The sequence below is a fragment of the Streptomyces incanus genome (assembly GCF_042656345.1).
GTDB classification, from domain to species: domain Bacteria; phylum Actinomycetota; class Actinomycetes; order Streptomycetales; family Streptomycetaceae; genus Streptomyces; species Streptomyces incanus.
In genome coordinates this window covers 312364-335610 of the sequence record NZ_JBHSPC010000015.1, presented here as the reverse complement: position 1 = coordinate 335610, position 23247 = coordinate 312364, and the positions used below count along the sequence as shown (strand labels likewise).

General features: G+C 71.0%; 18 protein-coding genes and 2 pseudogenes. 10 read left to right on the top strand and 10 right to left on the bottom strand.

The window, feature by feature from the left end; all coding sequences use genetic code 11:
- Positions 1–17 precede the first annotated feature (17 nt).
- Positions 18–1340: a molybdotransferase-like divisome protein Glp gene (gene glp / locus ACFP2V_RS07435; RefSeq protein ID WP_381207230.1), complete on the bottom strand. Its 1323-nt coding sequence runs from the start codon at positions 1338–1340 to the stop codon at positions 18–20.
- Positions 1337–2248, bottom strand: coding sequence for a UTP--glucose-1-phosphate uridylyltransferase GalU (gene galU, locus ACFP2V_RS07430; RefSeq protein WP_381207227.1), 912 nt, complete (start codon positions 2246–2248; stop codon positions 1337–1339). Before galU ends, glp begins: the two co-directional genes overlap by 4 nt.
- Before the next feature lie 167 nt (positions 2249–2415).
- On the opposite strand from galU, the gene ACFP2V_RS07425 reads away from it, so the two are divergent.
- The gene (locus ACFP2V_RS07425; protein WP_381207224.1) at positions 2416–2958 is read left to right on the top strand and encodes a 5-formyltetrahydrofolate cyclo-ligase; all 543 of its coding nucleotides are present in this window, start codon (positions 2416–2418) and stop codon (positions 2956–2958) included.
- A 104-nt stretch (positions 2959–3062) separates the two neighbouring features.
- Here the strand turns inward: ACFP2V_RS07425 and ACFP2V_RS07420 are convergent, their stop codons facing one another.
- Positions 3063–5894 (bottom strand): penicillin acylase family protein, encoded by a 2832-nt coding sequence (locus ACFP2V_RS07420; protein ID WP_381207221.1) that lies wholly within the window; start codon positions 5892–5894, stop codon positions 3063–3065.
- Positions 5895–6140: 246 nt separating this feature from the next.
- On the opposite strand from ACFP2V_RS07420, the gene ACFP2V_RS07415 reads away from it, so the two are divergent.
- From ACFP2V_RS07415 to mscL, 6 genes are all read left to right on the top strand, one after another.
- Complete coding sequence (locus ACFP2V_RS07415; protein WP_381207218.1) at positions 6141–7667, top strand: potassium/proton antiporter; 1527 nt, start codon at positions 6141–6143, stop codon at positions 7665–7667.
- A 397-nt stretch (positions 7668–8064) separates the two neighbouring features.
- Complete coding sequence (locus ACFP2V_RS07410) at positions 8065–9357, top strand: MFS transporter (protein WP_381207215.1); 1293 nt, start codon at positions 8065–8067, stop codon at positions 9355–9357.
- Between the two features lie 276 nt (positions 9358–9633).
- Positions 9634–9993 carry an FmdB family zinc ribbon protein gene (locus ACFP2V_RS07405; protein ID WP_381207212.1) on the top strand — a complete coding sequence of 120 codons (360 nt, stop codon included), beginning with the start codon at positions 9634–9636 and terminating at the stop codon, positions 9991–9993.
- A gap of 78 nt (positions 9994–10071) precedes the next feature.
- The gene (locus ACFP2V_RS07400; RefSeq protein ID WP_381207209.1) at positions 10072–10914 is read left to right on the top strand and encodes an S-methyl-5'-thioadenosine phosphorylase; all 843 of its coding nucleotides are present in this window, start codon (positions 10072–10074) and stop codon (positions 10912–10914) included.
- Between the two features lie 363 nt (positions 10915–11277).
- Positions 11278–11784 carry a hypothetical protein gene (locus ACFP2V_RS07395; RefSeq protein ID WP_381207206.1) on the top strand — a complete coding sequence of 169 codons (507 nt, stop codon included), beginning with the start codon at positions 11278–11280 and terminating at the stop codon, positions 11782–11784.
- A 143-nt stretch (positions 11785–11927) separates the two neighbouring features.
- Positions 11928–12416: a large conductance mechanosensitive channel protein MscL gene (gene mscL, locus ACFP2V_RS07390; protein ID WP_381207203.1), complete on the top strand. Its 489-nt coding sequence runs from the start codon at positions 11928–11930 to the stop codon at positions 12414–12416.
- A gap of 27 nt (positions 12417–12443) precedes the next feature.
- Here the strand turns inward: mscL and ACFP2V_RS07385 are convergent, their stop codons facing one another.
- Complete coding sequence (locus tag ACFP2V_RS07385; RefSeq protein ID WP_381207200.1) at positions 12444–12620, bottom strand: hypothetical protein; 177 nt, start codon at positions 12618–12620, stop codon at positions 12444–12446.
- Positions 12621–12717: 97 nt separating this feature from the next.
- On the opposite strand from ACFP2V_RS07385, the gene ACFP2V_RS07380 reads away from it, so the two are divergent.
- Both ACFP2V_RS07380 and ACFP2V_RS07375 read left to right on the top strand, forming a co-directional pair.
- Complete coding sequence (locus tag ACFP2V_RS07380) at positions 12718–13743, top strand: P1 family peptidase (RefSeq protein WP_381207197.1); 1026 nt, start codon at positions 12718–12720, stop codon at positions 13741–13743.
- Positions 13744–14078: 335 nt separating this feature from the next.
- Positions 14079–14834, top strand: coding sequence for a DUF6227 family protein (locus ACFP2V_RS07375; protein WP_381207194.1), 756 nt, complete (start codon positions 14079–14081; stop codon positions 14832–14834).
- Between the two features lie 618 nt (positions 14835–15452).
- On the opposite strand, the gene ACFP2V_RS07370 is transcribed toward ACFP2V_RS07375, so the two are convergent.
- The 5 genes and pseudogenes from ACFP2V_RS07370 to ACFP2V_RS07350 form a co-directional block, all read right to left on the bottom strand.
- Positions 15453–17648, bottom strand: coding sequence for a PTS fructose transporter subunit IIABC (locus ACFP2V_RS07370; RefSeq protein ID WP_381207191.1), 2196 nt, complete (start codon positions 17646–17648; stop codon positions 15453–15455).
- 217 nt (positions 17649–17865) lie between these two features.
- Positions 17866–18813 (bottom strand): 1-phosphofructokinase, encoded by a 948-nt coding sequence (gene pfkB, locus ACFP2V_RS07365; RefSeq protein ID WP_381207188.1) that lies wholly within the window; start codon positions 18811–18813, stop codon positions 17866–17868.
- Positions 18810–19571, bottom strand: a complete 762-nt coding sequence (locus ACFP2V_RS07360; RefSeq protein WP_381207185.1) for a DeoR/GlpR family DNA-binding transcription regulator — start codon at positions 19569–19571, stop codon at positions 18810–18812. Before ACFP2V_RS07360 ends, pfkB begins: the two co-directional genes overlap by 4 nt.
- Positions 19572–19862: 291 nt before the next feature.
- Positions 19863–20070, bottom strand: a pseudogene (locus ACFP2V_RS07355) (TetR family transcriptional regulator); the annotation flags it as partial.
- A gap of 475 nt (positions 20071–20545) precedes the next feature.
- On the bottom strand, positions 20546–21544 hold the full coding sequence (locus ACFP2V_RS07350; protein WP_381207182.1) for a sigma-70 family RNA polymerase sigma factor: 999 nt from the start codon (positions 21542–21544) through the stop codon (positions 20546–20548).
- 201 nt (positions 21545–21745) lie between these two features.
- On the opposite strand from ACFP2V_RS07350, the pseudogene ACFP2V_RS07345 reads away from it, so the two are divergent.
- A pseudogene (locus ACFP2V_RS07345) lies at positions 21746–22313 on the top strand (GNAT family N-acetyltransferase).
- Positions 22314–22441: 128 nt separating this feature from the next.
- Here the strand turns inward: ACFP2V_RS07345 and ACFP2V_RS07340 are convergent.
- Positions 22442–23227, bottom strand: coding sequence for a dioxygenase family protein (locus ACFP2V_RS07340; protein ID WP_381207179.1), 786 nt, complete (start codon positions 23225–23227; stop codon positions 22442–22444).
- Positions 23228–23247: the final 20 nt, after the last annotated feature.

Sequence of the window (23247 nt, the reverse complement as noted above, 5' to 3'; positions counted from 1 at the left end):
CCGCCAACCCGCGCGGGTCAGCCGAGCAGGATCACCTCGACGTCGGTGCCGGAGGCGATGGACTCGACGTCCTCGGGGACGACGATCAGCGCGTTCGCCTGGGCGAGGGCGGCCACCAGGTGGGATCCGGCACCGCCGACCGGGGTCACCTCGCCGTCGGCGTACCGGCCGCGCAGGAACTGGCGGCGGCCCTTCGGCGAGGTCAGCGCCCCGCCCGCGGTGAGGGTGGCGCGCCTTCTCGGCCGGTGGACGTCCGTGAGGCCCATCAGGGTGCGGATGGCGGGGCGGGCGAACAGCTCGAAGGAGACGTACGAGGAGACCGGGTTGCCGGGGAGGGCCAGCAGCGGGGTGTGATCGGGGCCGATGGAGCCGAAGCCCTGCGGCTTGCCCGGCTGCATGGCGAGCTTGCGGAAGTCGATGCCGCTGCCCGGCTCGTCCTCGTCGCCGACGGACGACAGCGCCTCCCTGACGACGTCGTACGCCCCGACGCTGACGCCGCCGGTGGTGACCATCAGGTCGGCGCGCACCAGCTGGTCCTCGATGGTGTCGCGCAGGGTGTCGGCATCGTCGGCGACGGCGCCCACGCGGTAGGCGATGGCGCCGGCGTCGCGGGCGCAGGCGGTGAGGGAGAAGCTGTTGGAGTCGTAGATCTGACCGGCGCGCAGCTCCTCGTCGGGCTGGACGAGTTCACTGCCGGTGGAGAGCACGACCACGCGCGGGCGCGGGTGCACCCGTACGGAGCCGCGGCCGATCGCGGCCAGGAGGGAGATCTGGGGCGGGCCGAGGACCGTACCGGCTTCCAGTGCGCGGTCGCCGGCCCGTACGTCGCTGCCCTTGGCGCGCACGTGCGCGCGTGCCCCGGCCGGGCGGTACACGAGCACCTGCCCGGTGGCGCCCTCGGGGGCCAGGCTGCGGGCCGGCATCCCGGTGACCGGGCCCTCGCCGAGCCCGCCGTCGGTCCACTCGACGGGGACGACGGTCTCGGCGCCGGGCGGGAGCGGGGCGCCGGTCATGATGCGTACCGCCTGGCCGGGACCGACCTGGAACAGGTCGGCCTGGCCGGCCGCGACGTCACCGACGACCTCGAGGGCCGCCGGGTACTGCTCGCTCGCGCCCGCGACATCCGCGACCCGTACCGCGTACCCGTCCATGGAGCTGTTGTCGAACGGCGGCAGTGACACCGGCACCGTGACGTCCTCGACCAGGACGCAGCCCTGGGCGTCGAGGAGCTGCAGCTCGATGGGTTCCAGGGGGCGGACGGTGGCGAGGATGTCGTCCAGGTGCTCGTCCACCGACCAGAGGTGGTCCGGGCCTGCGGTGCGGGGCGCGGCGGTGCTCAAGGCTGCTGCATCTCCTCGGTGACGTAACGGCGGAGCCAGGTCCGGAAGTCCGGGCCCAGGTCATCACGTTCGCACGCGAGTCGGACAATGGCACGCAGGTAGTCGCCTCGGTCGCCGGTGTCATAGCGGCGGCCCTTGAAGACCACGCCGTGCACCGGGCCGCCGACCTTCTCGTCGGCCGCGAGCTGCTGGAGGGCGTCGGTGAGCTGGATCTCGCCGCCGCGGCCCGGCTCGGTCTTCCGCAGTATGTCGAAGACGTGCGGGTCGAGGACGTAGCGGCCGATGATGGCGTAGTTGGAGGGGGCGTCGGTGGGGTCGGGTTTCTCGACCAGGCCGCTGACCCGGACGACGTCGGAGTCCGTGGTGGTCTCGACGGCGGCGGACCCGTAGAGGTGGATCTGCTCCGGGGCGACCTCCATGAGCGCGACGACGCTGCCGCCGTGCTGCTCCTGGACCTCGATCATGCGCTGGAGCAGGGGGTCGCGGGGGTCGATCAGGTCGTCGCCGAGGAGGACGGCGAAGGGTTCGTCGCCGACGTGCGGGGCGGCGCACAGAACGGCGTGGCCGAGGCCTTTGGGGTCGCCCTGGCGGACGTAGTGCATCGTCGCGAGGTCGCTGGATTCCTGGACCTTGGCGAGGCGGGCGGCGTCGCCCTTCCTGTTGAGGGCGGACTCCAGTTCGTAATTGCGGTCGAAATGGTCCTCCAGGGGGCGCTTGTTACGGCCCGTCACCATGAGAACGTCGTCAAGACCGGCGGCGGCGGCCTCTTCGACCACGTACTGGATCGCCGGCTTGTCGACGACCGGCAGCATCTCTTTGGGAGTGGCCTTGGTGGCCGGCAGGAACCGGGTACCGAGGCCCGCTGCGGGGATGACAGCCTTGCTGATCCGAGGGTGCGACTGAATCATGTCCGCCACCATATCCGCTGCCTTCGCAGGGAATCTGGTGCTCCGCACATTTAAAGATCATATGAGCATATTGGAACGATACGGGGACAGAGTTGAGACAGAACGAACGTGCGGACGATCATGCCAAGCGGGCGTTGCGACGGGAAATCCTCCTGGCGAGGGGAAGGTTGACGGCGGATGACGTGCGGGAGTCCGCGACCGCGCTGGCCGGCCGCGCGCTCGGACTGCCCGAACTGTCGCACGCGCGCACGGTGGCGGCGTACGTCTCCGTGGGGAGCGAACCCGGCACGCCCGCGCTCCTCGACGCGCTGCGCGCGCGAGGCGTACACGTGCTGCTGCCGGCCCTGCTCCCCGACAACGACCTGGACTGGGGCCCGTACACCGGCGAGGAGTCCCTCGCACACGTGCGGCACGGCGGCGGGCGGATGACACTGCTCGAGCCGTCCGGGGAACGCCTCGGGCCGGACGCCGTGACCGGGGCGGACGTGGTGCTGCTGCCGGGCCTGGCCGTCGACGCGCGCGGGATGCGGCTGGGGCGCGGCGGGGGCTCGTACGACCGGGTACTGGCCCGGCTGGAACGCGCGGGCGCGCACCCGGCGCTGGTGGTGCTGCTGTACGACACGGAGGTCGTCGAGCGGGTTCCCGAGGAGCCCCACGACCATCCGGTGCACGCGGTGGTGACGCCGTCGGGGGTGCGGCGGTTCGGCTGAGCCGGCCCACGGGAAGCGGCCTCCACGCGTGTGCGTGGAGGCCGCTTCCGTATCTTTTCTTCCGTATCGGATGGGCGGCTCGCTCAGAGCCGCTCAGAGCCCGCTCACGGCTTGAGCAGCAGGGTGTCCTCGGTGCTCTTCTCGACCGCCTTCTCCGAGTGGGCCCACTCGAGTAGTTCGCCGTCGGCCCACTTGTCCGTCTGGTCGACGTAGTGGGCGCTGTAGGCGTGGCCGGAGGCACCGGTGAGGTTGATCCACCGCGACTTGTCGAGGTCGCCCAGGTTGACCACCATGCGCATCGACGGCACCCACACCACGCCGTAGCCGCCGGCGGCGTTCCAGCCGGTCGCGTTGACCGTGGCCTCGCCGCCGCCGAGCTTCCAGGGGCCGCGGTTGAGGGCGTACTGCACGAAGCCGGGGCCGGCGGTGCCCAGGGTCTGGTTCTTCAGGAACAGGCGGTGCAGCCTGCCCCAGCTCCAGGTGTCGATGTCCTTGCCGAGCTTGGCGGTGAGCTCCCAGCGGGCGTCGATCAGGGCGCGCTCGAACAGCTCGTCACGGTTGTCCGCGGCGGGGCGGGTGCCCGACTTCGGGGTCGTCCACCAGTCGCTGTCCTTGTCCTCCATCAGCGTGCGGACCACCTCGAACCAGCGGTCGCCGCCGTCGGGCTGGGCCTGGTCCGCCTCGCGCAGACCGCACTCGCGGACCTTGACGCGCTCCTCGGCGGGCCCGGTCGGGTCGACCGGGTCGACCCACAGGCACTGGCCCTTGACCCGCAGCTCCTTGGGCAGCTTGTGACCGAAGCCGAGCTTGAGGATGTTGCGCCAGACGGAGTTGAAGTAGGCGGCCGCGGCCGAGTCGGCGGCCTGGGTGTAGTCCCAGCCCTCCAGCAGCTTCTGCGCCTCGCGTACGTCCGGGTCGTCGACGTCGACCTTGAGCAGCTCGGGCACCAGCAGCTTGGCGATGGCGCTGCTGTTGTCGAGCTGCATCTGCCGCATGTCGTCGGTGGAGATCTTGCCGCCGTCCTTGATCTTCGACTGGATCAGATCGTTGATCCGCTGGCTGCGGGCGCCGTAGCCCCAGTCGGTGGTCAGGGTGTACGGGTACGCGTCGGGATCGACGACGGCCTGGTTGGCGGTGACGATGTAGCCGCGGTCGGGGTCGAACTCGTAGGGCAGTTCGTCCTGCTCGATCCAGCCGGTCCACTCGTACCTGGGGTTCCAGCCGGGTGCCGGGATGGAACCGTCGTGGTCCTTCGCGCGGGTGGGGATCCTTCCGGGCAGCGTGTAGCCGATGTGACCCTCGGTGTCCGCGTAGACGAGGTTCTGCGAGGGCACCTCGAACAGGGTGGCCGCCTCGCGGAAGTCGCCCCAGTCCTTCGCGCGGTTGATCGCGAAGACGGAGTCCATGGTGCGGCCGGCGTCCAGCGCGGTCCAGCGCAGGGAGACGCCGTAGCCGTCGCCCCGGTCGGGTGCGGCCGAGTCGACGGTGGCCTTCTTGCCGGTCCGCACCAGGTCCTTGGACCGGTCGGAGAGCAGCGGGCCGTTGTTGGTCTCCCGGACGACGATCTTCCGGGAGGCGCCGCCGGCGACCTTGATGGTCTCCTCACGGGACGTGAACGGCACCACCTTGCCGCCGTACTGGTAGCCCTCGCCGGTGATCTTCTCCAGGTAGAGGTCGGTGACGTCGACCCCGGAGTTGGTCAGGCCCCAGGCGATGTCCGCGTTGTGGCCGATTATCACGCCGGGCAGGCCCGCGAAGGTGTAGCCGGAGACGTCGTACTGGCACGTGGCGGAGACGCTGCGGCAGTGCAGGCCCATCTGGTACCAGACGGACGGCAACGCGGGCGACAGGTGCGGGTCGTTGGCCAGGAGCGGCTCACCGGTGATGGTGTGCTCCCCGGAGACGACCCAGGAGTTCGAGCCGATGCCGTCGCCGTTGACGCCGACGGCGGTCGGGAGGTCCTGCAGGACCTGCTGGAGACCCGCGAGCTGGCCCTCCAGGCCGCTCGCGGTGCCCGCGGTGCCGTCCGCGGTACCTGATCCGGACGCGCCCTCCACGCCGGTGCCGGGGTCCACCGTGCCCGTGCCCGTGCCCGTGCCCGGGTCGGTGCCGGTGCCGTCACCCGTGCCGCTCCCGCTCTCACCGCCGCCCGACTCGTAGGTACCGGTGAGTTCGTTGTACTGGCCCTCCTGCACCACCGGCTTGTTCCGGCTGTACGGGTACGCCGGGTACAGGTCGGCGATCTGCTCCGGGCCGAGGCGGCTGGTCATCAGGGCGCGGTCGATCTCGTCCTGCATGTTGCCGCGCAGGTCCCAGGCCATCGCCTTCAGCCAGGCCAGGGAGTCCACCGGCGTCCACGCGCCGGGCTTGTAGTCGTTGGTGAAGCCCAGCGCCGCGTACTCCAGGGAGACGTCGGCGCCGTCCTTGCCCTCCAGGTACGCGTTGACGCCCTTGGCGTAGGCGTCGAGGTACTTCTTCGTCGCCGGGGAGAGCTTCTTCTCGTACTCCTCCTTCGCGACCCGGTCCCAGCCCAGGGTGCGCAGGAATTCGTCGGTCTCGACCTGGCTCTCGCCGAACATCTCCGACAGGCGCCCGGAGGTCATGTGCCGGCGGACGTCCATCTCGTAGAACCGGTCCTGCGCCTGGACGTAGCCCTGCGCCATGAACAGGTCCTCGTCGGAGGAGGCGTAGATCTGTGGGATTCCGTAGCCGTCACGCTTGACGTCGACGGTGCCCGACAGGCCTTCGAGGGTGATCGAGCCCTTGGTCTGCGGCAAGGAGGCACGCACGGTGCTGACCGACCAGTACGCCCCGTAGGCGACACCGCCGATCAGTGCCAGCACCAGGACGAACACGACCAGACGGGCTTTGCGCCCCTTTTTCCTGCCGGACTTGCCGGGCTGCTGACCCGTGGAGGCGGTGGTATTGGGGGGCATCGCTGTCCTTGCTGTCCTTACGCGAGCGGCAGGGCGGGCTGTGCTTTTAACTGAGCGCTGGGGCAACGATAGGCGCAGGGCCCTCCGCCACTTGACGCGGAGTCGAGTACCAGCACGGACGGACGTTCGATGATGCCAGGGGTACGCGTCAAGAAAGCGTCAAGAGTTAGGTAAGGTAACGAAGCAGTTCGCCGTGAACGCACCGGCCACCCGGGCCCCGGACAAGAGCTCGGGCACACCGCGCGGGTGCCAGGGAAGGGAACGGCCACGACTGTCCACCACCTCAACCAGCTCCTGCTCGTCTGCTCGCTGGTCCTGCTCGTCGCCGTCGCGGCGGTCCGGATCTCCTCGCGCAGCGGGCTCCCCAGCCTGCTCGTCTATCTGGGCATCGGCGTCGCCATGGGCCAGGACGGCATCGGCGACGTCCAGTTCAACAACGCCGAGCTGACGCAGGTCATCGGATACGCGGCCCTGGTCGTCATCCTGGCCGAGGGCGGTCTGGGCACCAAGTGGACGGAGATCAAACCCGTCCTGCCCGCCTCCGCCGCCCTCGCGACCGTGGGTGTCGCGGCGAGCGTCGGTGTCACCGCGACGGCCGCGCATTTCCTGATCGGGCTGGAGTGGCGGCAGGCGCTGATCATCGGCGCGGTGGTGTCCTCGACCGACGCGGCGGCCGTCTTCTCCGTGCTGCGGCGCATCCCGCTCCCCTCGCGGGTGACGGGCACGCTGGAGGCCGAGTCCGGCTTCAACGACGCCCCCGTGGTCATTCTGGTACTCGCCTTCTCCACGGCCGGTCCGATCGAGCACTGGTACGTCCTGCTCGGCGAGATCACCCTGGAACTGGCCATCGGCGCCGTCATCGGACTCGCGTTGGGCTGGCTGGGTTCCCTGGGGCTCAGGCACGTGGCGCTGCCGGCCTCCGGTCTCTACCCGATCGCCGTCATGGCCATCGCCGTCACCGCGTACGCGGCGGGCGCCATGGCCCACGGCAGCGGCTTCCTCGCCGTCTATCTCGCCGCGATGGTGCTGGGCAACACCAAGCTGCCGCACTGGCCCGCCACGCGCGGGTTCGCCGAGGGACTCGGCTGGCTCGCGCAGATCGGCATGTTCGTCCTGCTCGGCCTGCTGGTCTCCCCGCACGAACTGGGCGTCGACATCGTGCCCGCACTGATCATCGGGCTGGTGCTGACCGTGGTGGCCCGCCCGCTGAGCGTCGTGCTGAGTCTGGTGCCGTTCCGGGTGCCCTGGCAGGAGCAGGCTCTGATGTCGTGGGCGGGGCTGCGCGGCGCCGTGCCCATCATCCTGGCGACGATTCCGATGGTGCAGGGCGTCCCCGGCAGCCGGTCGATCTTCAACATCGTCTTCATCCTGGTCGTCGTCTACACCCTCGTCCAAGGGCCGACGCTGCCCTGGCTGGCCCACAAACTGCGCCTCGGCGAGGACACGGAGGCCGCCGACCTGGGCATCGAGTCGGCACCCCTGGAGCGGCTGCGCGGACACCTGCTGTCGGTCGGCATCCCGGAGGAGTCGAGGATGCACGGCGTGGAGGTCGGCGAACTGCGGCTGCCGAAGGGGGCGGCCGTCACGCTCGTCGTGCGCGGGGGTGCCTCGTTCGTTCCGGGGCCGACGACGATGCTGCGGCACGGGGACGAACTCCTCGTCGTCGCCACCGACCCGGTCCGGGACGCCGCCGAACGCCGCCTCCGCGCGGTGGGCCGCGGCGGCAAACTGGCCGGCTGGCTGGGGACGGACGGGGCGAGGCCCGGGGGCTGACCGGACGGGCAGGCGGAGCCGGAGGCCGAGACGCCGCTTCCGGCGTCGTTCGCGCCGCCTCTCGCACTGTGGCGTGCGGGCCGGGTCGGGCTGGGTTGGGTTGGGCTGAGCTGGGCTGGGCCATAACCCGTCATTCACAGGGCCAGGGCCTCTCGGTGCTCGCTTTCACAGGATCACAAGCACCTGGAGCCTGTGTACACCTGGAACCGCCTGTACCATGCAAACGGTACCCAGATCGAACCAACTCTGCCTGACGCAGAGCTGGCGCGACCGTATGGCGGCCGGCACGCCCTGAGCTGTGGCACCGGCATCTACCGCAGTCAGCGCAAGAGGACAGCTCTCGGCGCGCCCGACACCAGGGGCCCACGCGCCACCAGGCGGCAGAAAGGCACGGGCCGTGGCATCCACGGTCACCACGTCGAAGGACTCTGCGGCCACCTCCCGTCCGGGATACGGTCGACTGCTGCGCACGCGCGGCGCCTGGACGTTCCTGCTCCCCGGCTTCGCGGCACGCCAGCCCTTCGCGATGCTCACCCTCTCCATCGTGCTGCTGGTGCAGCACACCACCGGTTCGTACGGCGCGGCCGGCGCCGTCGCGGCGGTCACCGGCGTATCCATGGCAGTGTTCGCGCCGTACAGCGGACGCCTCGCCGACCGCTACGGGCAGCGCGCCGTCCTCGTCCCCGGCGTGCTGGTGCACACGGTGTCCGGGCTGACCCTGACCGCGCTGGCACTGAACGGCGCCCCGCTGTGGGCGCTGTTCGCCGCCGCTGTGCCCACCGGCGCCTCGGTGCCCCAGATCGGGCCCATGGTGCGCGCCCGCTGGGGCGTGAAGCTCAAGAACTCCCCGCTGATGACCACGGCTGCGGCCTTCGAGTCCGTCACCGACGAGCTGACCTTCGTCGTCGGACCGCTGCTGGCCACCGCCCTGTGCACGGCCGTGGACCCGGCGGCGGGCCTGGTGACCGAGGCCGCGCTGACCCTGATCGGCGGTCTGCTGTTCGCCGCGCAGAAGGGCACACAACCCGAGGTGGCCGCTCGCGGGCACGCGCGCGTGGAACACGTTTCCGCACTCCGCGTCCCCGGGGTACGCGTCCTGATCGTCATCTTCCTGGGCATCGGGTCCGTCTTCGGCGGTATGCAGGTGTCGCTGGCCGCGTACACCGAGTCGATCGGCGAGCCCGGACTGAACGGCATCCTGTACGGCGTCTTCGCCGCGGGAAACATGCTCTCCGGCATCGCCTGCGGCGCCATCGCCTGGAAGGCCGCCCCGCAGCGGCGCCTGGTCATCGGGTACGTGGCGCTCGCGGTGACCGCCTCCGCCCTGTGGACCGCCCACTCGGCGCTGTTCCTCGCCGGGCTCGGCCTCCTGGTCGGCATGTGCATCGCGCCCGCCCTGATCACCGGGTACACCCTGGTGGACGACCTGGTCCCGGCCGGTGCCCGCACCGAGGCCTTCACCTGGCTGACCGGCGCGGTGGCACTCGGCCAGGCGGCCGCGGTCACGGTCTCCGGGCAGCTGGAGGACAACCTCTGGACCGGCGCCGGGTTCCTGGTGCCGATGGGCGGCACGGTGCTCGCCCTGGTGACGCTGCTGGTCCTGCGATCACGGCTGGTACCGCCCCGGGTGACCCGCGAGGTCACACGCGGCGCGGCCCGGCGCGATCCCGTCGCGATCAGTGAGATGTGACGCACTCGCAGGCCGCCGCACAGGCCCCCGCCAGGTTTGCCCGCGCACACGCGCGGGGCCATGGCGACGCCGCGGACATGGCTTCCCGCCTGGGAAGCCGTACCGCGAAGCGCGTCCGGAACACGCGCTGAGCACGTACGGAGGCCCGTCCCCATGACGGTCGCGCTCCGACCGCCGCCCGTGGCGGGGTGACGCGCGTTACGCCGATCACTTGCGGCACGGGTTACCATTGACGATCGTTAGCACTCATCGAGTGAGAGTGCCAGGAGGAAGACAGTGCCCACCTATCAGTACCAGTGCACCGAGTGCGGCGAGGGCCTCGAGGCGGTGCAGAAGTTCACCGATGACGCTCTTACCGAGTGCCCGAACTGCCAGGGGCGCCTGAAGAAGGTGTTCTCGGCGGTCGGCATTGTCTTCAAGGGCTCCGGCTTCTACCGCAACGACAGCCGCGGTTCTTCGTCGAGCAGCACTTCGGCGTCGAAGACGTCCGATTCGTCGACGAGCTCGTCTTCGTCTTCGTCCTCTTCGTCTTCTTCCTCGTCCTCATCCTCTTCGGGCTCCGGATCTTCTTCTGGCTCCGGCTCGTCGTCCGGGTCCGGCAGCTCCAGCAGCACCGCGGGCAGCACCGCCGCCTGAGGCCGAATCCTCACGGGACCCCGTCGTCGTCCGACGACGGGGTCCTCGGCGTTTCCGGGGCCGGTTAGGGTGCGGAACATGGCGAACAAGGCGAACGTCGAGATCGGCGTGATCGGCGGCTCCGGTTTCTACTCCTTCCTCGACGACGTGACCGAGGTCCAGGTGGACACCCCGTACGGGGCGCCCAGCGACTCCCTCTTCCTCGGCGAACTGGCCGGTCGGAGGGTCGCCTTCCTCCCCCGGCACGGACGCGGCCACCATCTGCCGCCGCACCGGATCAACTACCGGGCCAACCTGTGGGCACTCAGGTCGGTCGGCGCGCGCCAGGTGCTCGGGCCGTGCGCGGTGGGCGGGCTGCGGCCCGAGTACGGGCCGGGGACGCTGCTGGTCCCGGACCAGTTCGTGGACCGTACGAAGTCCCGGGCGGGCACCTATTTCGACGGACTGCCGCGGCCCGACGGCATCGTCCCGAACGTCGTGCACGTGTCGCTGGCCGACCCCTACTGCCCCGCCGGCCGGGCCGCCGCCCTGAAGTCGGCGCGTGGGCGGGACTGGGAACCGGTGGACGGCGGCACGCTGGTCGTGCTCGAGGGGCCGCGCTTCTCCACCCGCGCCGAGTCGTTGTGGCACCGGGCGCAGGGCTGGTCGGTGGTGGGCATGACCGGCCACCCCGAGGCGGCGCTCGCCCGTGAGCTGGAGCTCTGCTACACGTCCCTGACCCTGGTCACCGACCTCGACGCCGGTGCCGAGAGCGGCGAGGGCGTCTCGCACGACGAGGTGCTGCGGGTGTTCGCGGACAACGTGGACCGACTGCGGAACGTGCTCTTCGACACGGTGGCGGCGCTGCCGACGACCCGGGAACGGGGCTGCCTGTGCGCCTCGGCGCTGGGCGGAATGGATCCGGGGTTCGCGCTGCCGTAGGACTGCCGGCGCGGGGCTCGTGGCGCACGGTCGGGTCGCGGAGCACGGTCGGGTGAGAGGGTTTTCCACAGGCCGTGGTCTGTCCACAGGCTCCGGCGGAGAACGGCGGGAAGCCCCATCGTGGGATCCGCAAGCCGATCCCTCGTCGCAGGTGGTGGTCCCGTGTCATTCCCGCCCTCGTCCCCTCCCCCGTTCCCTCCGTCGTCTCTGCGTCAGTCCTCGCTCCGGTCCCCCTACCCCTCCCGGTCCGCCTCCCCTTACTCCTCCCGGTCCCCCTCCCCCTCGTCGGCTGTCTCGACTCCTTCCTCCCGCCCCGCCGTAGTCCCGCACCCGCCCGGGGTCGGGGTCCCTCCACATTGCGAGGTGCCGCACTTCGCGCCGGTGCGGGTGCGTGCCGGGCTGCTGGGGTCGGCTCGGCTGGTCCGGCACCGGAGGCGGGCGGCGGCGGTCGGTCTCGCCGTCACGGCGGTGGCGCTGGTGGCGGCGGGCGGCCCCCGGGAGGCAGACCGGTCGCGCGGGCGTCCCGAGGCCGCTTCGAGCGCACATGCCGGGCCGGCGTCCACGGGAGACCGTGTCGCACGGGCACGGCGCGCGGGAGCGCGTGTCACGGCGCCGGTGCGGATCGCCGACGCCGCCACCGTGCGGCTGCTGCGGCCGGGCGACCGGGTCGATGTCATCGCCGCCGAGGAGCGGGTGACAGGCGGTGAGGCCCGCGTGGTCGCGCGTGGGGCGCGGGTCACCGAGGTGCCGAAGCCATCGGAGGACACGGGCGCGGGCGGGGCCCTGGTGATGCTGTCGGTTCCGCGCGCCGCCGCGGCCGACCTCGCCGGCGCGAGCGCCACGGCACGGCTGGCGGTGACCCTGTGGTGAGCGGGTCCCTCTCGGCCGATGGCGCGGGTGTCGTGTCTCTCGTCTCTTGCTCGAGGGACCCGAGTGGACGGTTCGGCGGGGCGCTGACATAGGTTGCGGAGCGTTTGATCTCCCATGTCACACATACAAGATGGAGCCCTGGGGTGAGCGAGAGGAACGAAACCAGCATCTGGCAGGGCTTCAAGGCCTTCCTGATGCGTGGGAACGTCATCGACCTGGCCGTGGCCGTGGTCATCGGCGCCGCCTTCACCAACATAGTCAACGCGGTGGTGAAGGGTGTGATCAATCCGCTGGTCGGCGCCTTCGGCACGCAGAACCTGGACACTTACAGCTCGTGCCTGAAGGACCCCTGCAAGGGCACCGGCGATGCCGCGACGGGCGTCAGGATCCTGTGGGGTTCGGTCCTCGGCGCGACGCTCCAGTTCGTGATCACGGCTGCGGTCGTCTACTTCCTGATGGTGATGCCGATGACCCGGTATCTGGCCCGGGTCGAGGCCCGCAGGAAGGCGAAGGAAGGCACGCAGGAACTCGTCGAGCTCTCCGAGCTCGAGGTGCTCAAGGAGATCCGCGACGAGCTGGTCGCGCAGCGCGGCTCGGGTCGCAGCGAGGGCCCGGAGTACAGCGAGCGATAGCCGGCACCGGCCCGCACGGCACCCGGGTCAGATGTGGTGGGGCGGCTTCTCGTCGAGGAAGCGCTTCAGGTCCGACGCGCTGTCGCCGGACGGGCGGTCGCCCCACCCCCGGTCCGTGTCGTCCGCGGACTGCTGGTCCAGCGGATCGTCGAAGACCAGCGCGGGCTTCGGCTCGCGCGGCCGGGGATCGGAGGGAGTGCTCATACGACCAGAATACGGCCCCGGCGGAACCTTCCCCCGACGGCGATCGCTCCCTGGGGGCGGCTCCCTGCTCCGGCGGTGACCGCGCGAGACTGGCGCCATGACTGTTGACGCTCTGACCGATGTGGCCGGTGTGCGCGTGGGACACGCGACCCGTACCGGAGACGGCCTGCTCACCGGTGCCACGGTGGTGCTCGCGCCCGAGGGCGGGGCCGTGGCCGCCGTGGACGTGCGGGGCGGCGGTCCGGGTACGAAGGAGACCGACGCGCTCGATCCCCGCAACCTCGTGCAGCGGGTCGAGGCGGTCGTCCTGGCCGGCGGCAGTGCCTATGGACTCGACGCGGCGTCCGGGGTGATGGCCTGGCTGGAGGAGCGGGGGCGCGGGGTACGCGTCGGCCCGGATCCCGCGCACGTGGTGCCGGTGGTGCCGGCCGCCTGTGTCTTCGATCTGGGCCGGGGCGGGGACTTCCGGGCCCGGCCGGACGCGGCCACCGGGCGCGCGGCGGTCGAGGCGGCAGCGGCGACCGCGCCGGGGGCGCGGGTACCGGAGGGATGCGTGGGCGCCGGTACGGGGGCCGTGGTCGGAGCGGTGAAGGGCGGGATCGGCACCGCGAGCACGGTGCTGGACTCGGGAATCACGGTGGCCGCGCTGGTGGTGGCCAACGCGGCGGGGTCGGCGCTGGACCCGGAAACGGGGACGCTGTACGGCGAGTTGTTCCGGGGCGGCCGGGTGCGTCATCCCGACGCGGAGGTGCACGCGGCAGCGCTCCGGCGGCTCGCCGGCATCGCGGAGCGGAACGGGCCGCAGCCGCTCAACACCACGCTCGCGGTGGTCGCCACCGACGCGGACCTGTCCAAGGCGCAGGCGCAGAAGCTGGCCGGCACCGCGCACGACGGCATCGCGCGGGCGGTGCGGCCGGTGCATCTGCTCAACGACGGGGACACGGTGTTCGCCCTCGCCACAGGCACCCACGCGCTCGACGCCGCGAACCCTCTCGCCCTGAACGAGATCCTCGCGGCGGGCGCCGACTCGGTGACCCGCGCGATCGTACGGGCCCTGCGCGCGGCCGGGTCGGTGGACGGACCGGGCGGAGCCTGGCCGTCGTACGAGGAGCTGTACGGGTAGCTGCATGGGTAGGTGTATGACGAACCGGACAGGGAGGCTCGTGGCGCCCCGGACGGGAAAGCGTAGGGGAGTCGGGCGGGACAGCGAGGACGTCCGGTGAACGGAGGGAGTCAACCGCTGAGCGGACTGCGTGATCGGCGGCCGACGACCCGGCGACGAGCGCAGGAACGGCGTCTGAGCAGGGGGTACGGGTGTCCGCCGGGGACGGGCGGGAATTCTTCGCGCGATCCGTTCGTTTCACCGCCGCACGTTTTCTCAGTTCCCGGACATGATGTCCGCCCGAAGGGCTACGGTATGCACCCACAAGGTGACATGCAGCGACGCCGGGAGAAGCCTTGAGCGTTCCGTACGAGACGGCAGCGTACGAACCAGCCGACTCGCCCGAGTCTCCTGAGGAGCATCTCGCGCGACTGCTCGGCCGTGCCCTGAACTCCTTCGAGCTGCCCGACGAGGCAGTACGCCTGCTCGACTGCGCGCTGGCGTACGACAGTTCGCTGCACTCCGCGCACCACAGTGCCGGCCTGCACCGCGAGACGTACCGGCACACCTGGCTGCTCGCCGACGGCTCGGCGCTCACGCTCTGGGAGCTGGTCCACAACACGACCCCGGGCAGCGAGCCCCAGCACGAGGTGTACGTGGACGGGGAGGAACTGGGCGTCGCCACCGCCCGGCTGCCGCTGCCGCCGGAGACCCCGGACTTCGAACTGCCGGTGGCGGTGCAGTTGTCCCAGATCCCCGCACCCCTGCCCGTCTACGTCCCCGACGCTTCGGCGGACCACGCGCGCCGCTTACTGCGCCGGGCGGAGAACACGGACCGTCCGGGACCTCGGACGGCCGCGCTGCTGACCACGGCGTCCGCCCACCAGATCACCCAGGCCTTCGGCCGCCCGGCCGCCGTGGGAGGGCCGGGGCGCTCGAGGCTGTCCTTCTCCCTGTACGAGCACGCGTTCCTGCTGCGTGACGGGGTGGAGATCTCCCTCTGGGAGGTGGAGCACACGGCCACGCCCGACGGGCGGCACATGTGCGAGGTGTACACCACCGAGGACGCCGCCCGGGACGCGATGGAGCGGCGCGCGACACAGGTGCCCTGACCAGGGTCGCACTGCCCGGCCCGCTGTCATCGCCCTTCCCGACCACCGGTGAAGCGCCGCACCAGGACGGTGAACGCCTCACGCTCGGCCGGGGTGAGCCGCACCTGCTCCGCCTGCGGGCCCGTTCGCCGCTGACGCGGAATCGTCCGGAGTGCCTGCGACTCCTGCGGCCCCGGAACGTCGCGCCCCGGCTTCGACTTCGGATCCGGCTTCTGATCCTGATTCGGGCGAGGGCCGACGTCCTCGCCCCGCGGTCCCGGCCCTGTGGGCCCCCACCGCGCTCCCGCTCGGGCCGGCGTCCGCATCCGCGTCCGCAAGCCGGCGCCACTCCCCCGCACCCGCCTGCGGTCCCGCCGCAGAACACCGGCCAGGCCCGCTGTGCAGGCCACGGCCACCAGGGTGAGGACGGTGGCGCCCGTCACCCTCAAGATCGAGTCGTGCTCAGGCATGGGCCCAGTACACATCACGGTCCGGGACTTTGGTCCCGGACCGTGATGAACGTGATCTATATCGCAGTTGACTCGTTTTCCTGCGAAAGTCTCACATGTACCTATTGGAGCAGTTCGCCGGCCTTGCCGCCTTCCGCCGTTGCCGGCTTCCGTGCTGTCCGCTCCCGGGTCACGCGGCGACCGGCTGCTTCGATCCCGCCGCCGCGGCCGCCGAGCCCTCGCCGCTGATCGCGCCGGGCGCTCCCGGAGCCGGCTTGCGCAGGCCCTTCAGGACGATCACCAGAGCCGCCGTGACACAGACGCCCGCCGCGATGGCGACCAGGTAGAGCAGCGGGTTGCCGATCAGCGGAACCACGAAGATGCCGCCGTGCGGCGCGCGCAGGGTGGCGCCGAAGGCCATGGACAGGGCTCCGGTGACCGCGCCGCCCACCATCGAGGCGGGGATCACGCGCAGCGGGTCGGCCGCCGCGAACGGGATCGCGCCCTCGGAGATGAAGGAGGCGCCCAAAACCCAGGCGGCCTTGCCGTTCTCCCGCTCGGTCCGGTTGAAGAGCTTGCCGCGGACCGTGGTGGCCAGGGCCATCGCCAGCGGCGGAACCATGCCGGCCGCCATCACCGCGGCCATGATCTTCATCGCGGAGTCGCTGGGGCTGGCGACCGCGATACCGGCCGTGGCGAAGGTGTACGCGACCTTGTTGACGGGGCCGCCGAGGTCGAAGCACATCATCAGGCCGAGCAGGGTGCCGAGCAGAATGGCGTTGGTGCCGGTGAGGCCGTTCAGCCAGTTGGTCATGCCGTTCTGCGCCTCGGCGATCGGCTTGCCGATCACCACGAACATCAGGAAGCCGACCACCGCCGAGGAGATCAGCGGGATCACCACCACCGGCATGATGCCGCGCAGCGCCACCGGGATGCGCACCCGCTGGATCCCCAGCACCACCGCACCGGCGATCAGACCGGCGGCGAGACCGCCGAGGAAGCCCGCGTTGATGGTGAGGGAGATCGAACCGCCGACGAAACCGGGCACGAGTCCCGGCCGGTCGGCCATGCCGTACGCGATGTAGCCCGCCAGGACCGGGACGAGGAACCCGAAGGCGACGCCGCCGATCTGGAAGAGCAGGGCGCCCCAGCTGTCGGCCTGGGTCCACACGAAGTGTTCCATCACCGACGGCGCCTTGTTGATCTCATAGCCGCCGATCGCGAAGCCGAGGGCGATGAGGAGACCGCCCGCCGCGACGAACGGGACCATGTAACTGACGCCGGACATGAGCCACTTGCGCAGCTTGGTGCCGTAGCCCTCACCGGGTTCGCCGGCGCGGTCCACGGGGGTGTCGCCCGATGCGGCAGCGGCGGTGGCCTCACCGCGCTCGGCCTTCCCGCGGACCTCGTCGATCAGTTCGGCGGGGCGGTTGATGCCCGCCTTGACGCCGGTGTCCACGGTCGGCTTGCCCGCGAAGCGTTCCTTCTCCCGGACGGGCACGTCGTGGGCGAAGATCACGCCGTCCGCCGCCGCGATCACGGCCGGGTCGAGCCGGGTGAAGCCCGCCGAGCCCTGCGGCTCGACCGCGACCTCGATGCCTGCTTCCCGGCCGGCGTTCTCCAGCGCCTCTGCCGCCATGTACGTATGGGCGATGCCCGTGGGGCAGGAGGTGACGGCGACGATCCGGAAGGGGCGCGCGCCCTCGCCGGACGTGGCCGCGTCCGCGTGCGGGGCGTCTTCGCTCGTGGCGCGTTCGTCGGTTGTGCCTTCGCCGGGAGTGCCTTCCGCGGAAGTGCCTTCGCCGGTGGTGCCCATGGCGGCGTCGGCGGGGGCCGCCGCCGGCGCCACCACGGAGTCCGTGGAACCTTCGGAGTCGCCGGAGCCGCCGGAGTCCTTGGAGCCGGCCGCGTCCGCCGTGGCCCCGGTCCCGTCGGCCACCGGCTGCTCGTCACCGCGGATGAGCGCCGCGGCGCCCGCTGCGTCGCCGATCGCCCGGAGCCCGTCGGTGAACTCGGAGTTCATCAGTTTCCGGGCCAGCGAGGAAAGGATCGTCAGATGAGCGTCGTCCGCACCGGCCGGAGCGGCGATCAGGAAGATCAGGTCGGCGGGCCCGTCCGCGGCCCCGAAGTCGATCCCGGCGGCGCTGCGCCCGAAGCCCAGCGTCGGCTCGGTCACGTGCTCGCTGCGGCAGTGCGGGATGCCGATGCCGCCGTCGAGGCCGGTCGGCATCTGGGCCTCACGGGCGGCCACGTCGGCGAGGAAGCCCTCCAGGTCGGTCACCCGGCCCAGGGCCACCATCCGCTCGGCGAGGGCTCGCGCCGCCGCTTCCTTGGTGTTGGCGGACAGGTCGAGGTCGACCAGGTCCGCGGTGATCATCTCGCTCATCGCGGGCTCCTTTGCACGCGTATCGCCCTTGACACGGGGTGGGCGGAAGGGTGAACGGGGGTGGTGGTGCGGTGGGGGGTGGTGGGAGTTGCGGGATCTGAGGCACGTGTGGGGACCGACGGGCCTGGGAGGGGAGTGGGATGTGTGAGAGCAAAGGTGGCGGCCGTGACGGCCATGCCGGCCGGTCCGGGAAGCGAAGCGGTACGAACGTCGGTGTTCACGTCACCGGCTCCTTCAGTACGCGGTCCAACGGCACCGTCGACGTGACCGTCACCGCTGCCGGGTCCAGGTCACCCGGCGTGGGCATCACGCTGCCGGGGGTCTGGACGGCCGCCGCTCCGTGGGCGAGTGCCGAGGCGAGCGACTCCGGTCCGTGCCCGCCGGCGATCAGGAAGCCGGCGAGCGAGGAGTCGCCCGCGCCCACATTGCTGCGGACGACCTCCACCCGGGCGGTGCCGAACCAGGCGCCGTGCTCGTCGACGAGCACCTGTCCGTCGGCGCCCAGACTGGCGAGCACGGTACGGGCGCCCATTCCGCGCAGTTCCTCGGCCGCCTTCACCGCGTCGCCCACGGTGGTCAGCCGGCATCCGACGACCTCGGCGAGCTCCTCGGCGTTCGGCTTCACCACGTCGGGCCGCTCGCGCAGCGCCGCGGCCAGCGCGGGTCCCGAGGTGTCCAGGGCGATGCGTACGCCGGCGGCGTGCGCCCGCGCGACCAGCTCGGCGTACCAGGAGGGTGCGAGGCCGCGCGGCAGACTGCCGCAGCAGGCGATCCAGTCGGCGCCCCGCGACTCCCGGTGAACCGTCTCCAGGAGCAGTTCCTGCTCGGCCGCGGTCAGCTCCGGGCCGGGAGCGTTGATCTTCGTCAGGACGCCGTCCGTCTCGGCGAGCGCGATGTTGGAACGGGTGGCCCCGGCTATCGGTACCGGAGCGACCTTGATGCCCTGTGCGTCCAGCAGTTCGGCGACCACGGCGCCCGGGGCGCCGCCCAGGGGCAGCACGGCGACGGTGCGCCGGCCGGCCGCGGCGACGGCACGCGAGACGTTGACGCCCTTGCCGCCCGGGTCCACGCGTTCGCCGGTGGCCCGGTTGACCTCGCCGTGCTCCAGCGCGGGGACCTCGTACGTACGGTCCAGGGAGGGGTTGGGAGTGACGGTGAGGATCATGCACGCACTACTTCCGTGCCGCCGCGCTCGATCGCGAGGGCGTCTTCGGGGCTCAGCCCACTGTCAGTGATCAGCAGGTCCACGTCGCTCAGGTCGCCGAAGCGGGCGAAGTGCTCCTGGCCGTGCTTGGAGGAGTCCGCGAGCAGCACCACACGGCGGGCGGCCGCCATGGCGGCCCGCTTCACCGCCGCCTCGGCGAGGTCGGGGGTGGTCAGACCGCGTTCGGGGGAGAAACCGTTGGCCGCGACGAAGAGCACGTCCGCGCGGATCTCGCCGTACGCGCGCAGCGCCCAGGCGTCCACGGCGGCACGCGTGCGATGCCGTACGCGACCGCCGACCAGGTGCAGCTGGACACCGGGGTGGTCGGCGAGGCGGGCCGCGATGGGCAGACTGTGGGTGACGACGGTGAGCGAGAACTCCACCGGCAGAGCGGCGGCGAACAACGCCACCGTCGAACCGGCGTCGACGATCATCGTGCCCTCGTTCGGCAGCTCCGCGAGGGCGGCCCTTGCGATGCGGTCCTTCTCGTCGGCGGCCGTGATCTCGCGCTCGGCGAGGTCCGGCTCGAAGTCGAGGCGTCCGACCGGAATGGCCCCGCCGTGCACCCTGCGGACCGCTCCCGCACGATCGAGGGCCTTCAGGTCCCTGCGGATCGTCTCCGCCGTCACCTGGAACTGCTCGGCCAACGAGACCACATCCACCCGGCCGCCGTCCCGGGCGAGCCGCAGGATCTCCTGCTGTCGCTCTGGTGCGTACATGCCCACTCACCTCCAAACCGTGCCCGAACGTGTGGCTTTCCCCAAAGGGTACGACGGGCAACTCGGGAAGTAAACAGAAACGGGCCCAATCGGGCACGAGTGGGCATGAACAGGTGTTGGATCGCGCCCGATGCCTTTCCCCTCCGACACTTCGACCAGAACGACCAGAACGACCGAGACGGCATAAAACGGCCAGGACGGCCAGGACGGCCAGGATTCGAGTAGGGCACGAGTTCGATCCGCTCATCCCCACCATCGGTGAGTCCGCCGACTTCGACGACTTCGGCGGCCCGGGCGGCTCGGGCGGCGCTGCCCGCACCGCTTCCACCCAGCGCCGGGCACCGGCCTCGTAGAGCGGGGCGACGGCTTCTTCCTTGGCTGCGAAGTACCGGTAGAAGGTGCGCGGGGCGACACCCGCCGCCTGTGCGGTGCCCTCGGCACGGGTGGCTTTCAGGCCCTGGCGGACGAAGAGACCGACCGCCGCGCGGGCGATCTCCATACGGGTCTCGGCTTTGCGCCGCTCGGCCGGCGAGGCAGGAGAAGGGGGAGGATGCGGAGGCGGAGGAGGCGGAGTGGTGCTGCTGCTCGCGCCCGGCAGGCTATGCCCATGTGACACAATCTGCCATCTGGCGGGTCACCCCGGGGTTCAGGTTCGGGGTGACCCGCTTTCCTGTCCCGTACAAGGGGAAACCGGGCCCGGCACCCGGGGGGAGGGTGCCGGACCCGGCTTGGGAAGTCCCGGCGCCGGGGGGGTGGTGCGACGGGACGTGGTTCAGGGGAGTCGTCCAGGAGGCCGAGGCTCGGAGATCTTCCGACGGAGATCTTCCCATCCCCCAGATCTCGAGACCCGAACTCCTGCGCTCTGCATTCTTGTTCCCTGGCCCAGCGGGTTGAAGCAGTGCCAGGGCGTCATGTTTGCGCCGTATTTCATCACCCGGCGCCCTCAAGAGCCCTGCACCGGCCCCGCATTGGCTCTACGCCGCCGCGTCGAATCCGGTGTCGCGGGCCAGCTTCTTCAGTTCCATCAGCGCGTGCTTCTCTATCTGGCGGATCCGCTCGCGGGTCAGACCGTGCTGCTTGCCGACCTCCGTCAGGGTGCGCTCCCTGCCGTCCTCTATGCCGTACCGCATCTTGATGATGGAGGCCGTGCGCTGGTCGAGGCGGCCGATGAGGTCGTCCAGTTCCTCGCTGCGCAGCAGCGTCATCACCGACTGCTCCGGCGACACCGCCGACGTGTCCTCGAGGAGGTCGCCGAACTGTGTCTCACCCTCGTCGTCCACCGGCATGTTCAGCGAGACCGGGTCGCGGGCCCAGTCGAGCACGTTCGTCACCCGCTCCGGGGTGGAACCGAGCTCGGCTGCGATCTCCCCGGGCTCCGGGTCCCGCCCGTGCTCACGGTTGAATTCGCGCTGCACGCGCCGGATCCGGCCCAGCTCCTCCACCAGGTGGACGGGCAGGCGGATGGTGCGGGACTGGTCGGCTATCGACCGCGTGATGGCCTGGCGGATCCACCACGTGGCGTAGGTCGAGAACTTGAAGCCCTTGCGGTAGTCGAACTTCTCGACCGCGCGCACCAGGCCGGCGTTGCCCTCCTGGATCAGGTCGAGCAGGGGCAGACCGCTGCGGGGGTATCGGCGGGCCACCGCGACGACCAGGCGGAGGTTGGAGCGGATGAAGACGTCCTTGGCCCGCTCGCTCGCGTCGTACAGCGCCTGGAGTTCCTCGGTGGTGGCCCCCACCGTGTTCTCCTCGGTGCCGTCGAGGATCTGCCGCGCGAACACACCCGCTTCGATGATCTGGGACAGCTCGACCTCCTTGGCAGCGTCGAGCAGCGGTGTGCGCGCGATCTCGTCGAGGTACATGCCGACCAGGTCGCGGTCGGCGATCTCGCCACGATGGGCGCGAACACTGCTTGCCGAGTCGGCCGTCTCGCCGGAGGCGGACTTACGACGGGCGACGGCACGGGTTGCCATGCTTGCTCCCTTACGATGATGAGGTCGGCGGGTGGTTCTGCGGATGCCCGGCACGTACGTCAGGGGTTCGGTCTCTCACTTCGGACTCTGCTCGGGTGCCCGGCATCTGTTGGAAACAACGACTGGAATCCGGACAGAATTCCCAACCCGACCCCCGAATTTTCTGATCATGCAGTACCCTGTCGGGCCGCAGGGGGCGAGCTGGCGTCGGATTACACGAAGGCCCAGGTCAGGCTGGGGGCCGAAGGTGACCTGACAGCACTCACCGATCTGTACAGCCAGTACGTGCGCGCGGTACGTGCGCGAGACGGCCATCACGTTCGACACCCCGGTCCCCACCCTTGAAGAACGCCGCCCCTCGCTGCTCTCCCACCCGGTAGACGGCCCGTACCGCCTGATGGTTGCCACGGCCGCGACCGCAACTGCGACCGCAATCACAACCGCAACCGGGAGCTCCGAGCAGATTCCGGGCTACGCCACATCCAGCCCTTTCCGGGCGAAGCCCGCCTACGCGACGTCGGTGGAAACGACGGTCCACGTCGCCCCGGACGCCAAAGGCCGCGGGATCGGCGCTCTGCTCTACACGGCCCTGTTCGAGGCCCTGGCAGCCGAGGACCTGCACCGCGCCTACGCGGGCATCGCCCGGCCGAACGAGGCATCCACGCGGCTGCACCGGCTCTTCGGCTTCCGGCACACGGACACGTACCGCGAGGTGGGCCGCAAGTTCGGCCGCCACTGGGACGTGGCCTGGCACGAGAAGGAGCTGTAGCCGACGGCCGCCAGGTGCCGCGACCTGGAGCCGACGGCCGCCAAGCGCCGCGCACGGGAGCCGGCGACCGCCGAGGGCCCGGCACACGGGGCCGGGCGCAGGCCCTCGTGCGCCGGGCCCCGACGTTCTCAGCCGAACTGCACCGACCGCTTGGCCAGCCCCAGCCAGAACCCGTCGATCACCGACTTCTGCGTGTCCAGGTCACCGGCCGCGTCCGCCGCGCCCATGGTCACGAAGAGCGGTGCGAAGTGCTCGGTACGGGGATGGGCGAGCATGCCCGCCGGGGACTTGCGGGCGAAGTCGAGCAGCCCGTCCACGTCACCGGCGTCCAGCGCCCGGTGTCCCCAGTCGTCGAACTCGGCCGACCACCTGGGGATGCCGCCCTGCCGCAGCGCGGCCAGGTTGTGGGTGAAGAACCCGGAGCCGATGATCAGCACGCCCTCGTCGCGCAGCGGTGCGAGCTTGCGTCCGATGTCCATGAGCTTCACCGGGTCCAGGGTCGGCATGGAAACCTGGAGCACCGGGATGTCGGCCTCGGGGAACATCTCGACCAGCGGGACGTAGGCGCCGTGGTCCAGCCCTCGGTCGGGAACGTCCTGTACCGGGATGCCGGGGGCACGCAGCAGCTTGCGTACGGAGTCGGCGAGCGCGGGGGCTCCGGGGGCGCCGTACTTCACCTGGTAGTAGTGCTCGGGGAAGCCCCAGAAGTCGTAGACGAGGGGGACCGTCCCGGTGGCGCCGAGGGCGAGCGGGGCCTCCTCCCAGTGGGCGGAGACGACGAGGATCGCCTTCGGGCGGGGTAGTCCGGCGGACCACGCGGCCAGCTCACCGGGCCAGATGGGGTCGTCGGCCAGGGGCGGGGCGCCATGGCTGAGGTACAGCGCGGGCATGCGTTCCTGAGTGGCGGCGGTCATGGCTGCGACTCCTTCCGGCG